Here is a 12115-nt window from a genome sequence, read left to right on the forward strand (position 1 = left end):
CCCGCAAGTCGGGCGACCGCGCTCCGCCTACGATCGCCTTCGGCGCTCGTTGCCTTCGGCACCGGCTCCACGCCCCCGCCGGAGGCAGGGGAGGGGTGTGAAGATGCTCGCCGAAACCCCGCTCCAAAGCTTGACATCCCGGCGGATCTGCGTATCTTCGCGCTCTCAGTCGCCGTCCTGCCGGGCCGGCGGGTCACGGGATTTTTGTCAGGATTTGCGATCATGGCCAAGCAGAACACGGTCCTCATCAAGCTGGTGAGCACGGCCGACACCGGCTTCTTCTACGTCAAGAAGAAGAACCCGAAGAAGACCACCGAGAAGCTGTCGTTCAACAAGTACGACCCGGTGGCCCGCAAGCACGTCCAGTTCAAGGAAAGCAAGATCAAGTAAGGCTTTCCGCGACCATCCGCCGGTCGCCGAACGGAACAAAGGCCGCGCAACCGTGCGGCCTTTTGTGTTTTTGCGCTTTGTGTTGTGATTTCCGTGAGACATCGCGAGTTATGGTGGAGTAAGCCCTCCGCCCAGGCTTTACAACCTTTTAGCGCTGCCCCTTCAACGACCTCCCGTTGCTAGACTTGCTGAACGCCGCCACCAACGCGGCATCACAACACACGGGAGAGTCTGTCATGGCCATCCTGCGCGGCAACAACGCCAACAACACCATCTGGGCGCCGGCCGGCAACAACACGATCTACGGGTACGACGGCAACGACGTCCTGGGCGGCAACAACAATTCCGACGTGATCTACGGCGGCAACGGCAACGACACGCTCTATCCCGGCGACGACTCCGCGCCGGACACGATGTACGGCGGCTGGGGCAATGACATCTATTACGCCAACGGGCCGGAGGACACGATCATCGAGTTCGCCGGCCAGGGCCACGACACGGTGGTCGCCAAGTACTCGTGGACGCTGGGCGACAACATCGAGAACGTGACTCTGCAGGAGAAGGGGGCGTCAGCCAACGGCTCCATCACCGGCAACGCGCTGAACAACACGCTGATCGGCAACAGCGGCAACAACGTCATCAACGGCGGGGCCGGCAACGATGTGCTGGTCGGCGGCGCCGGCAACGACCACCTGGACGGCGGCACCGGCAACGACCGGCTGCTGGGCGGCGCCGGCGACGACCTGCTGATGTACTACAGCGGCAACGACACCATGGTCGGCGGTGGCGGCCGCGACATCTTCATGGTCAACGGCATCACCACGCCCGGCTGCACCATCACGGTGGACGATTTCCAGCTCGGCGAGGACCGGCTGTACCGCACCGACTACCTGAGCATCAACAGCGTCACCGCGGTGAACGGCGGGCGCGACACGCGCTTCGTCTACGAGGATTTCCTGCACGACCCGGGCGGTGCGCCGCCGGTGTCGGTGGTGCTGAGCGGCGTGACCATGGGAGAGATCCAGGACTATCTGGCGCCGATCAACGGCGGCACCAGCTACGCCCCGCTGTTCATCGACCGCCGCGACGTGCCCTGGTGAGGCACTGAGGCGCCGTCCCTGGGGAGGGGGGCCTCACGGCAGCGTGCGGTCCCCTTCGCCCAGCGGGCGCTGCATCAGCACGCTGTCCACCCAGCGGCCGTGCTTGAAGCCGACCGCCGGCAGCACTCCGGTGCGCGCGAAGCCCAGCGCGGCGTGCAGGCCGATGGAGCCGGCGTTGCCGCTATCGCCGATCACCGCCACCAGCTGCCGGGCGCCCCAGCGCTCGCACTCCGCCACCAGCCGGGTCAGCAGCGCCCGGCCGACGCCCAGCCCGCGGCAGCCGTCGTCCACGTACACCGAGTCCTCCAGCGTGTGGCGGTAGGCGGAGCGCGTCCGGTACAGGCTGGCGTAGGCGTAGCCGGCGAGCCGCCCGTCGATCTCCGCCACGAGGTACGGCAGGCCCTGCGCCAGGATCGCCTCGCGGCGCTTCGCCAGCTCGGCGGCGTCGGGCGGCACCTCCTCGAACGAGGCGAGGCCGTGCAGCACATGATGCGCGTAGATGGCCTGGATGGCGTCGATGTCCTCGGCGCGCGAGGGGCGTACGACGACGGCGGGCATTCGGGTCTCCCTACTGGTCCGGGGGCATTGTGGCGGGGGATGACGCGCAGGGCAACCCGCGCTCACGCCCCCCAGGCAGCGCGATCCAGAAGGTCGAGCCAACGCCCTCGGCGCTGGAGACGCCCACCTCGCCGTCCATCGCCTCGATCATCCGCTTGGTGATCGCCAGCCCGATGCCGGTGCCCTCGATGGCGCTGCGCTCGGCGTTCAGGCGGTTGAACGGCTCGAACAGCTCGCCCAGGCGGTCTTCCGGGATGCCGCGGCCGGTGTCGCTGACCAGCACGCGCGGCCGTGCCGGGTCGGAGACGTCCACCGCCACCGTCGCCCGGCCACCGGCCCGGTTGTACTTCACGGCGTTGGACAGCAGGTTGACCAGCGCCTGGCAGACCCGCCGCCGGTCGCCCAGCACCGTCGGGGCTTCGGCGCCGGCCTCGTCGACCAGGGTCACGCCGACGGAGTCAGCGGTCGGCCCGACGATGCCCATCGCCTCCTCGATCACGTCGGCGAGCGCCACCGGCTCGACCGCCAGCTCGATCCGCCCGGCCTCGATCTTGGCGAGGTCGAGCACGTCCTCGATCAGCGACAGCAGGTGGCGGCCGGCGCGCAGGATGAACTGCACGTACTCCGCCCGCTTGGGCGAGGCCGCGCGGCCCACGTCCATCTCCAGCAGCTGCGCGAAGCCCAGGATGGCGTTGAGCGGCGTGCGCAGCTCGTGACTCATGCTGCTGAGGAACTCGGTCTTGGCGCGGTTCGCCTGCTCGGCGCCGTCGCGGGCGGCGATCAGCTGGCGCTCGATCGCCTTGCGGCTGCTGATGTCGCGCAGCGCGCCGATGAACAGCCGGCCCTCGCCGGTGACCAGTTCGGCCACCGCGATCTCCAACGGGAAGGCGGTGCCGTCCGGCCGGCGCCCGACCACCTCGCGCGAGCGGCCGATCACCTGCGACTGGCCGTCGTGGGCATAGCGCTCCAGCGCGTTGCGGTGCGCGGCGGCGTCCTCCGGCCCCATCAGGATGGCCAGCTCGCGGCCGATCGCCTGCGCCGCCGTCATGCCGAAGGTCCGCTCGGCGGCCGGGTTGAAGGCGCAGATGACGCCGCGCTCGTCGGTGACGACGATGCCCTCCAGCACCGTGTCCATGATGGCGCGCAGCCGGCTTTCGCTGGCCGCCAGCTCGGCCGTGCGGCGCACGACGCGGGCCTCCAGTTCCTCGTTGAGGCGGCGCTGCTCGTCGATCAGGGCGCGCAGGCGGGCGGTCATCTCGTTGAAGGCGCGGGCGAGGTCGCCGATCTCGTCGTTGCGCCGGGCCTCGGCGGTGCGGGTCAGGTCGCCGGCGGTGATCGCCTGCACCGTCTCGACCAGCGCGCGCAACGGCCGGGTGATGCCGCGCCGCGCCCGGCGCACCAGCAGCGCGGCCACCGCCACGCCGCCCAGCAGCAGCACCAGGAGGACGACCAGCAGCCGCAGCGTCGGTTCCAGCGCCTCCGCCGCCGGCACCTCGACCACGGTGGTCAGTGGCTCGCCGCCCAACGTGCGCACCACCGACGCGCGCGCCACCAGACCGCCGTCCAGGCCACGCGTCAGGCCGTCGGGCAACGGCAGCGTGACGTGCCGGCCGCCCAGCACCACCGACGGGTTGCGGTGCGCGATCACCCGGCCGGCAGAATCGACGACGTAGGCATCCAGCCCCTGCGCCGCCCAGGCCTGCCCCACCACGTGCCAGATCGGCTTGAGGCGCAGGCGGCCGACCAGCGCCCCCTCGATGCCGCGGCGGTCCGGGCTGGGCGCCGGCAGCGCGACGAGCATGGTCGGTTCGCCGGTCTCCGCATCGAATTCGGCCGGGCCGTAGGCGGTGGCGCCGGTCTTCAGCGCCCGCGCCACCGGCTCCAGATCATTGAGGTCGCGGCGGTCGCCAGGGGCGACCACGACGTCGTACTCGACCCGCGCGGTCTCCACACCCAGCCCGTCCACCAGCGACACCGCGGCGAAGCGGTGCCCCTCGGCCATCAGCGCGTCCAGACGCAGCAGCAACGGCAGGTCGCGCAGCCGGTAGGTCTGCACCTCGCCCAACGCGGCGCGCAGGGCGCTTTCCGCCTCGCTGAACAGCACGGCAACGTCCTGGGTGACGCGGCGCGCCGCCTCGTCCTGGCGCAGCAGCGAGGCGTCGATGCGGGTGTAGACGCTGTAGGGCAGCAGGACCAGCGCGAGCAGCAGCAGCGGCCCGAGCGCCAACCCGAAGAAGGCGGCGATCAGCCGGGTGCGGATGCTGCGCCGCGGCCCGGCGGGCAGGACCGGCACCGCCCCGCTCACGGCGCCACCACATGGGCCTGGCGCAGCATCAGCGGCGAGATGTCCAGGCCCAGGCGGTGCGCCGCCTCCAGGTTGAGGGACAGCGAGAACTCCGCCAGTTCCACCGGAATCTCGGCCGGCGGCACGCCGGACAGCACCAGCAGCGCCTGCCGCGCCGCCTGCCGCCCGAGGCCGTACAGGGTGAAGCCATAGGACATCAGCGCCCCCTGCTCCACCCCCTCGCGGTGCGGCATCGACAGCGCGATGCCGTGCTCCGTGGCGAAGGCGGCGATCTCGCGGGAATGCGAGGCGATGCCCGGGTCGGCCGGCACCAGCATGGCGCGCGTGCTCGCCGGCAGCCGCGCCAGCGCCGCCCGCAGGCCGTCCCAGCCGTCCACCGCCTCCTCCGTCAGCGACACGCCGAGGGTCTTCGCCGCCTCCCGCAGCACCGGCAGGCTGGCGAGCGGGCTGGGGTCGCCGCGCGTGTAGGGGACGTAGACGGACTCGGTACCCGGCACCAGCCGCAGCAGCCATTCCAGGCGCCGCGCCTCCTGCCGTCCGAAGGTCACCCCGGTGGCGTTGCCGCCGGGGCGCCGCAGCGATTGCGTCAGCCCGGTCCGCAGCGGGTTGCTGGCCGGTGCGAAGACCACCGGCACGCCGCGCTCCCGCCCGGCCTCCAGCGCCGCCAGCGCCGCCCGGGTGGTCAGCGTCAGGATCAGGTCGGCGCCGCCGGCCACCAGCCGGCGCGCCTCGGCGGCCAGGGCGGCATCGTCGGGGATGACGCCGCCGAACAGGAAGGACACCGGCGGCCCGCCCAGCTCCGCCAGGCCGGCACGGAAGCCCTCGTAGGCGGGCAGCGCCACCGCCGCGTTGGTCAGCACGCCGACCACCCGCGGCCGCCCGGCCGCCTCCGGTTCGCCGCGCAGAAGCAGAACCGGCGCCGCCAGGGCGAGCAGGACCACGCACGCCGGAATCCAGCGCGTCAGAGAGCGCATCCAGTCCAAGCCGTCAGAAACCTTCGATGCGCGGGCTTGCCGCCCGGATAGTGGGGAATACCGATGATATGTGGCAAAACCGAGCTGGGCAATCGGTTATACGCCAAGCCCGCGGGATGCCACGGCCTTGCCGGCCGCAGGCGATACGATCCGCCGGCACGAACCACCAAAGCGTTCATGCGTTACGACGGCGCTCGCCTGGAGCGTGAGCGCACGTAGCCGACGACGGTGAAGACCAACCAGGCGGACTGCGTGATGAACGACGGAAGATTGAAATCGAAGATCAGCGAGTAAAGAATGGCCAGGGCACCGGCGCCGTTCAGCGCCGCATAGCGGCCGTCCTCGACCTTCAGCTTTCCGAGCTGCAGCAGACCGTAGGCCGACAGGTAGGCCGCAACCCCGATCAACCCCACGAAATCAGCCACGCCCATAAACATCGTCCGCAAGCGTTCTTGTTGAATTCAGCATCGCATGCCCACCCCGTCGAAGGAATCCGGCGTACCCGGCTACCGCACGCCTTCCGGCTCCGGGTGCACCGGCGTCGGCGCGACGCGGGGCAGGCGGAGGGTGAAGGTGGTGCCGCGGCCCAGGGCGCTGTCCACGGCGATGCTGCCGCCCAGCGTCAGCGTCACCCGGTTGAAGGCGACGTGCAGGCCGAGACCGCTGCCGCCGGCGCTGCGCCGCGTGGTGACGAACGGGTCGAAGATCCGCGGCAGCAGGTCGGGCGCGATGCCGCAGCCGTCGTCGGAGATCCTCAGCTCCACCATCTCCGGCTCGTCCCTGCGTGCAGCGAGGACGATGCGGCCGCGGCTGCCGTCGGGGAAGGCGTGCAGCAGCGCGTTCAGCAACAGGTTGGTCAGCACCTGCGCCAGCGCGCCGGGGTAGCTGTCGAGGTCGAGGTCGCGCGGGATGGCGATCTCGACGGCGATCGGCGTGCGGCTGAGTCGGGGGCCGAGCGTCGCCAGCACGTCGCGCACATAGTCGTCGAGCAGGAAGGTGCGGCGCTCCTCGCTGGCCTCGTCCACGGCGACGCGCTTGAAGCTCTGCACCAGCTGCGCGGCGCGGCGGCCGTTGGACAGCACGATGCTGCCCGCCTCGGTCACCGCGTTGAGGAAGGCGTCGAGGTCGGCACGGCGCAGGTTGCCCTCGCGGGCGCGCAGCTCCATGCGGCGCGCCTCGTCGATCAGGTGCGAGGAGGCGGTGACCACGATGCCGACCGGCGTGTTGATCTCGTGCGCCACGCCGGCCACCAGGGTGGCGAGCGAAGCCATCTTCTCCGCCTGCACAAGGTGCACCTGCGTCTCGCCCAGTTCGGCCAGCGCGCGTTCGGCGGCGCGGCGGGCGGCATCGGCCTCCTCGGTGCGGCGGCGCACCTCCGCCTCCAGCCCGGCCTCCAGCCAGTTGCGCGCCTCGGTCTCGGCGCGCAGGCGGCGCACCAGGTCGGCGAAGGCCTGCGCCAGTTCGGTCAGCTCGTCCTTGCGGTCGGGCGGCGGGACGACCAGCGGGCCGTGGCCGGTGCGCGGGTCCATCTGCTCCACCGCCTCGGTCAGGCGGGCCAGCGGCTGCACCAGCAGGCGGCGGGCGACGAAGACGAAGATCAGCCACAGCGCCACCGTCTTCACCACGGCACCACCGAGCACGAAGGCGATCGGCACCCAGACGCGATCGAACACCGCGTGGGAGTTGCTGTAGATGGTGACGTAGCCGACCAGCGCGGTGCCCATGGCGTGGGTGTGCTGAACGGCGTGCTCCTGCCCGAACAGGCCGGTGAACGCGCGCGAATCCGGCGGCGGCGCCGGCTGGCCGTCACGACCGTACCAGAGCGTGCCGCTGCCATCCTGCACGGCGCCGGACACCGCGAAGGTGCGGGCGCGACGGTGGTCCACCACCTTGACGCCGGCGATCCCGGGAATGCGCGTCATGCCGGCGACGATGGACTGCAACTCCTCAGTGTCGAGCGCCCACAGCGCGCTGCCCAGCCCGTTCTCGAAGCCGCCGGCGTAGACGGTCAGCTCGCGCTGCATCTCCCGCACCGTGCCCAGGTACTCTTCGGCGATCTGGGCGCCGGCAATCAGCGCCGCCACCAGCACATACAGGCCGAAGGTGACGCGGATCAGCCGGATGGCGATGGGCGAGCGCAGCGCGGGCGCGATGCGCCTGGGCTTGTGGGGTTCGGGGCTGGCGAGAGGGGCGTCCACGCGGCATCAGTCCGCATAGCGGCGGACGATCGCCGCGAAGTCTTCGGAGGCGTTGACCTCCGCGATGGCGTCCCAGATCCGCTCCGCCACGTCGCGGTGCTCGCTGTAGAAGCTGCGGGAGAACACCAAGTAATAGGGCTTGGAGACCAGCGGCGGCATCACCTTCACCAGCCGGCCGTACTTGTCCGGGTGGGCGGCGATCTGGGCGTCGGTCATCGCCTCCATCCCGGCGTAGGCGGCGATGCGCCCGCCGACGAGCTTGTCGAGGTTGTGCTCCTGCGTCTTGGCCTCATCCACGGGAATGCCGAGGCGGGTGAGCTCGTCCACCACGGAATAGCTGGAGATGGCGCCGACCGGCGCGTCGGCGCCGGTCAGCCGGGCGCCGTCCCACGCCACCGCGGCCCCGGGACGCTTGTAGAGGACGTAGCGCTGCTCCATGAGCGAGCGGGCCGGATCCGGCCGCCCGGCCTTCATGGGGTAGGCCATGGTGCCCGTGCGGTCGGGCAGATAGCTGGCCTGGAACAGCCCATCGGCCTCGTTGGTCTCGATCAGGAAGAGCCCGCGCTTCCAGGGGACGCGCTGGAAGGTGAACTCGACGCCGGCGCGGACGGCGGCGAGGCGCAGCAGCTCCGGCGTCAGGCCCGGCTTCTCCCAGTCGATGGCGGTGCCTTCGCCCATGATGCGCGGCGGGTTGGCATCGGTGGCGAAGACCAGCCGCACCCGCGGCGCCGGGTCGGCCAGCGCCGGAAGCGCCGCCGGCAGGACGAGCAGACACGTCAGGCCCAGCCACCAGACTCTGCGAACCATGCGGGGCCCCGTGGCCAATGTGGTCTTGCTCTAGAGCAGCTCGCTCTCATCGGAGCGGATGACGTCGGTCCACTTGCGCTCCAGGCGGCGCAGGGTCTTGTAGGTGACCTCGAAGTCCTGCATGTCGCCATCGGCGCGGATCAGCGCGTCGGCGTGCAGCGCCGACATGCGGCGCAGCTGCTCGCACAGCTCGGTCCCGCGCGCCGACAGCTTGAGCCGGGCGGCCCGCTTGTCGCGCGGCGAGGCGGCGCGGTCGACATAGCCCTGGTCGACCAGCTGCTTCAGGTTGTACGAGGCGTTGGAGCCGAGATAGTAGCCGCGCTCGATCAGGTCGCGCACGCTGATCTCGCCGGACGAGATGTTCAACAGCATCATGACCTGGACCGGGCTGATGTCGTCGATTCCGATGCGGCCCAGCTCGATGCGCAACACGTCCAGATACCGGCGGTGCATCCGTTCGATGATCCGCGCGATCTCATGGTACATCTGGCTCGGCGAGACCCTGTCCTTGCGGGCGGCATCGTCGGGTTGGGAATGAACGAGCGTCGTTGTCATGGGACGGGGATGCAGTCTGTGAGGCCGCCGGAGGCATCGAACACGTTAGAGAGCGATCCTTTAAGATATCTTAACCGTGACCGACGAAGCTGCGCCGGCAAACACCTTGGGAATTTCTGGAACCGTGCGCCCGACCACACGTCTTGTACACGCTTTGGTGGCGATGCTGGCGCTGATGCTTGCCGGTTGCCAGACGACGAAGGACAGCACCGGCACCGGGGCCGCCAACAGCGCCAGCTACGAGGCGCTGATGCGGCTGGCCGACACCACGCGTGGTCAGGGTGACCTCTACACCGCCGCCACGCTCTACCGCCGCGCCCACGCCGCCAACGGCGCGCGGGTCGAGCCGCTGCTGGGCCTGGGCGACGTGCTGATCGACCAGGGCACCCCGCGCGAGGCGCTGGACATCTGGCGGCAGGCGCTGGCCCTGGACTCCGGCAGCGCCGCGGCGCTGCGCGGCTACGGCCGGGCGCTGCTGGCGCTCGACCAGCCGGAGGAGGCGGCGCGCCAGTACGCCGCCGTGCTGGCCTCCGACCCCAAGGACCGCCGCGCGCTCAACGGCCTGGGCGTGTCCAAGGATATGATGGGCGACCACAACGGCGCGCAGGAGCGGTTCCGCGCCGCCCTGGCGCTGGCGCCGGACGACCGCACGACGCTGAACAACCTGGGCTTCTCGCACCTGCTGGCCGGCAACGCGGCGGAGGCGATCCGCATCCTGGAGCCGCTGGGGCGCGCGCCGACCGCCAGCGCGCTGCAGCGGCAGAACCTCGCGCTGGCCTACGGTCTGGCCGGCCGCGACGAGGACGCCGCCCGCATGGGCCGCCTCGACCTGGGCGAGGCGGAGGTGCAGCGCAACCTGCTGTACTACCGGCAGGCCCGCGAGGGCGCCGGCGATACGCCCGCCGCGGCGCCGCGGCCGCAAGTGCTGGTGGCGCCGGCGAAGAAGTAAAGCCAAGCCCCTCCCCCAGCCCCGCTGGGGGAGGGAGGGGCCCAAGCGCGGCTTGGGAGGGTGGGGGCTACGGTGTCGGTGGCAGGCGTTGATTCTCGTGTGCGCCGCTGCCCCCACCCAACCCTCCCCCGCCGGAGGCGGGGGAGGGTTTCGCAAACGCCCGCCCCTACCCCACCACCTTCGGGAAGGTGATCGTGAACGCAGCGCCGCGCCTCGGCGCGCTGTCCAGGGTGATGCGGCCCTTCAGGGTCCGCGTGACGATGGTGTAGACGATGTTGAGCCCCAACCCGCTGCCGCCGTTGCCGCGGCTGGTGGTGAAGAAGGGCTCGAAGACGCGGGCGTGCAAGTCGTCCGGGATGCCGCGGCCGTCGTCGCTGTAGACCAGTTCCACCCGCTCCGCGTCCAGGCTGCGCACGGCGATCCGCAGGTGGCCATGCTCGCCGGGGCCGTAGGCGTGGGCCAGCGAGTTCATCACCAAGTTGGTCAGCAGCTGGCTCAGCGCCCCCGGGTAGCTGTCCAGCACCAGATCGTCCGGGCATGTCACCTCGACGCGGTGCGCGGCGCGCTTCAGACGGACGCCGAGGCTGCGCAGCACCTCGTGGATGTAGTCGCGCAGGTTGAAGGCGCGGCGCTCCTCGCTGGCCTGGTCGACGGCCATCTGCTTGAAGCTTTGGATCAGCTGCGCGGCGCGGTCGACGTTCAGCATCATCAGCTGGCTGGCTTCGGCCGCGGTGTCCAGGTACTCGACGAGGTCGGCCTTTCGCAGCCGGCCGGCGTCCAGCGCGGCGCGGACCTCGCCGGTGCGCTCGGCCAGCAGCGAGGCGCCGGTCAGCGCGATGCCGACGGGGGTGTTGATCTCGTGCGCCACGCCCGCCACCAGCGAGCCGAGCGCCGCCATCTTCTCCGACTGGATCAGGTGGGCCTGCGCCTGCTTCAGCTCGTCGAGCGCGCGTTCGGCCTGCTCCTTGGCGGTGCGCACCGCCTCCTCCGCCCGGATGCGCCCGGTGATGTCGGTGTGCGAGCCGACGAGGCGCAGCGGCGTGCCGTCGGCGTTGGTCACCTTCACCGCGCGGGTGTAGAAGAAGACGACATGCCCGTCCTTGTGGCGGAAGCGCTGCACCAGCTGGCACTCGTCGGTGACGCCGGCGATGAAATCCTGCGCCATGCGCAGCGACGGCTCGTGGTCCTCGGGCAGGATCAGCTCGCTCCAGCGCTCCAGCGTGTTGACCGCCTCGTCCTCGCGGTAGCCGAGCAGCGCCCACCATTGCGGCGAGAACCACAGCTCGCCGGTGGCGAGATCCCAGCGCGAGATCCCGTCGCGGGCCGCGCGGATCGCCAACTCGAACAGCTCACGGCTGTCGTCCAGTTCGCGCTCCGTCCGCTTGCGGCCGGAGATGTCGCTGACGCAGGCGAGCAGCGCGTCCTCGCCGTGGAAGCGGAAGCTGCGGATCGACAGCAGCACCCACGCCACGCGCCGGCCGGCGGCGTGCACGCGCGTCTCGAACGCCTGCAGGCAGCCGCCGCTGTCGCGCAGCGCCTCCAGGATGCGCTGGCGCTCCGACGGGTCGAGGTAGAAGCCGGCGGCGTGCAGGCCGCTCTCCGACTCCCGGCGCGAGACGCCGAAGAACTCCAGCGCCGGCTCGTTGGCCAGCATCACCGAGCCGTCGGCCGCCCGCGTCACCACCAGCGGCACCGCCATCGCCTCCAGCACGGCGCGCTGCGCCTCCTCGGCGCGGGCATCGTCGGTGATGTCGACGTAGCGCCGCAGGAAGCCGCCGTCCGGCAGCGGCAGGTGCCGCATGTCGAAGACGGTGCTTCCCCAGAGAGTGAAGCGGATGTGGAACGGCTCGTTGCGCCGCGCCGCCGCCACCCGTTCGGCGACGAAGGACTCGACGTCCACCGGGCCGAAGTCGCCGCGCTCCGCCATGGCGCGCACGATGTCCTCGAAGCGCGCGCCGACGCGGATCATGCCCGGCAGGCGCGACAGGTCGTCGTAGTGGCGGTTCCACAGCACCAGCCGCAGGTCGGCGTCGAAGCCGGAGATCGCGTCCACCAAGGTGTCGAACGCGGTCTCCAGCAGCGCCTGACGGTCCTGCGCCGTGAAGTCGGCCGTTCCGGCGCCCGTCATTGCAGCGGCCTCTCCTCGTCGCACCCGCCGGACCAGCCCGGCGGAAACCAGGATATCCGAGGCGACCGCCAAGACAGAAGCCGAATTCCCGCAGCGCACACCCGCCGGTCCGCCCGGTCATTGGGAGTACGGTCGGCGCCGCGCGCTTGCC

Annotated in this window: 11 protein-coding genes; 3 read left to right on the forward strand and 8 right to left on the reverse strand. The window is 71.0% G+C overall.

All coding sequences use genetic code 11. The features are described from left to right. Nucleotides 1-222 precede the first annotated feature (222 nt). A complete protein-coding gene (rpmG, locus tag TSO221_RS09290) occupies nt 223-390 on the forward strand; it encodes a 50S ribosomal protein L33 (RefSeq protein WP_109118211.1) in 168 nt (55 codons plus the stop codon). 236 nt (nt 391-626) lie between these two features. Further along, on the forward strand, nt 627-1490 hold the full coding sequence (locus TSO221_RS09295; protein WP_109118212.1) for a calcium-binding protein: 864 nt from the start codon (nt 627-629) through the stop codon (nt 1488-1490). Nucleotides 1491-1523: 33 nt separating this feature from the next. On the opposite strand, the gene TSO221_RS09300 is transcribed toward TSO221_RS09295, so the two are convergent. The 7 genes from TSO221_RS09300 to TSO221_RS09330 form a co-directional block, all read right to left on the reverse strand. Beyond that, nucleotides 1524-2048, reverse strand: a complete 525-nt coding sequence (locus TSO221_RS09300; RefSeq protein ID WP_109118213.1) for a GNAT family N-acetyltransferase — start codon at nt 2046-2048, stop codon at nt 1524-1526. A gap of 10 nt (nt 2049-2058) precedes the next feature. Further along, entirely contained in the window at nt 2059-4341 is a 2283-nt protein-coding gene (locus TSO221_RS09305; protein ID WP_109118214.1) for a PAS domain S-box protein, read from the reverse strand. Between the two features lie 8 nt (nt 4342-4349). Further along, entirely contained in the window at nt 4350-5327 is a 978-nt protein-coding gene (locus TSO221_RS09310; protein ID WP_109118215.1) for an ABC transporter substrate-binding protein, read from the reverse strand. A 182-nt stretch (nt 5328-5509) separates the two neighbouring features. Continuing rightward, on the reverse strand, nt 5510-5752 hold the full coding sequence (locus TSO221_RS09315; protein WP_199229423.1) for a hypothetical protein: 243 nt from the start codon (nt 5750-5752) through the stop codon (nt 5510-5512). An 81-nt stretch (nt 5753-5833) separates the two neighbouring features. Continuing rightward, nucleotides 5834-7525 (reverse strand): ATP-binding protein, encoded by a 1692-nt coding sequence (locus TSO221_RS09320; RefSeq protein ID WP_109118217.1) that lies wholly within the window; start codon nt 7523-7525, stop codon nt 5834-5836. 6 nt (nt 7526-7531) lie between these two features. After that, a complete protein-coding gene (locus TSO221_RS09325; RefSeq protein ID WP_109118218.1) occupies nt 7532-8332 on the reverse strand; it encodes a transporter substrate-binding domain-containing protein in 801 nt (266 codons plus the stop codon). 30 nt (nt 8333-8362) lie between these two features. Beyond that, nucleotides 8363-8887 carry a MarR family transcriptional regulator gene (locus TSO221_RS09330; protein WP_109118219.1) on the reverse strand — a complete coding sequence of 175 codons (525 nt, stop codon included), beginning with the start codon at nt 8885-8887 and terminating at the stop codon, nt 8363-8365. A gap of 163 nt (nt 8888-9050) precedes the next feature. Here TSO221_RS09330 and TSO221_RS09335 point away from each other — a divergent pair, with 163 nt between their 5' ends. Then, entirely contained in the window at nt 9051-9836 is a 786-nt protein-coding gene (locus TSO221_RS09335) for a tetratricopeptide repeat protein (protein WP_146208746.1), read from the forward strand. 166 nt (nt 9837-10002) lie between these two features. Here the strand turns inward: TSO221_RS09335 and TSO221_RS09340 are convergent, their stop codons facing one another. Continuing rightward, nucleotides 10003-11964, reverse strand: a complete 1962-nt coding sequence (locus tag TSO221_RS09340) for a PAS-domain containing protein (protein WP_109118221.1) — start codon at nt 11962-11964, stop codon at nt 10003-10005. Nucleotides 11965-12115 lie beyond the last annotated feature (151 nt).

Origin of the sequence: Azospirillum sp. TSO22-1 (assembly GCF_003116015.1) — a bacterium.
Taxonomy (GTDB): domain Bacteria; phylum Pseudomonadota; class Alphaproteobacteria; order Azospirillales; family Azospirillaceae; genus Azospirillum.

What these genes read in the sequence shown, in the direction of transcription:
- TSO221_RS09325 (WP_109118218.1), bottom strand. Translation starts at nt 8,332, where the DNA reads ATGGTTCGCAGAGTCTGGTGGCTGGGCCTGACGTGTCTGCTCGTCCTG.
- TSO221_RS09340 (WP_109118221.1), bottom strand. Translation starts at nt 11,964, where the DNA reads ATGACGGGCGCCGGAACGGCCGACTTCACGGCGCAGGACCGTCAGGCG.
- TSO221_RS09300 (WP_109118213.1), bottom strand. Translation starts at nt 2,048, where the DNA reads ATGCCCGCCGTCGTCGTACGCCCCTCGCGCGCCGAGGACATCGACGCC.
- TSO221_RS09310 (WP_109118215.1), bottom strand. Translation starts at nt 5,327, where the DNA reads ATGCGCTCTCTGACGCGCTGGATTCCGGCGTGCGTGGTCCTGCTCGCC.
- TSO221_RS09295 (WP_109118212.1), top strand. Translation starts at nt 627, where the DNA reads ATGGCCATCCTGCGCGGCAACAACGCCAACAACACCATCTGGGCGCCG.
- TSO221_RS09330 (WP_109118219.1), bottom strand. Translation starts at nt 8,887, where the DNA reads ATGACAACGACGCTCGTTCATTCCCAACCCGACGATGCCGCCCGCAAG.
- rpmG (WP_109118211.1), top strand. Translation starts at nt 223, where the DNA reads ATGGCCAAGCAGAACACGGTCCTCATCAAGCTGGTGAGCACGGCCGAC.
- TSO221_RS09335 (WP_146208746.1), top strand. Translation starts at nt 9,051, where the DNA reads ATGCTGGCGCTGATGCTTGCCGGTTGCCAGACGACGAAGGACAGCACC.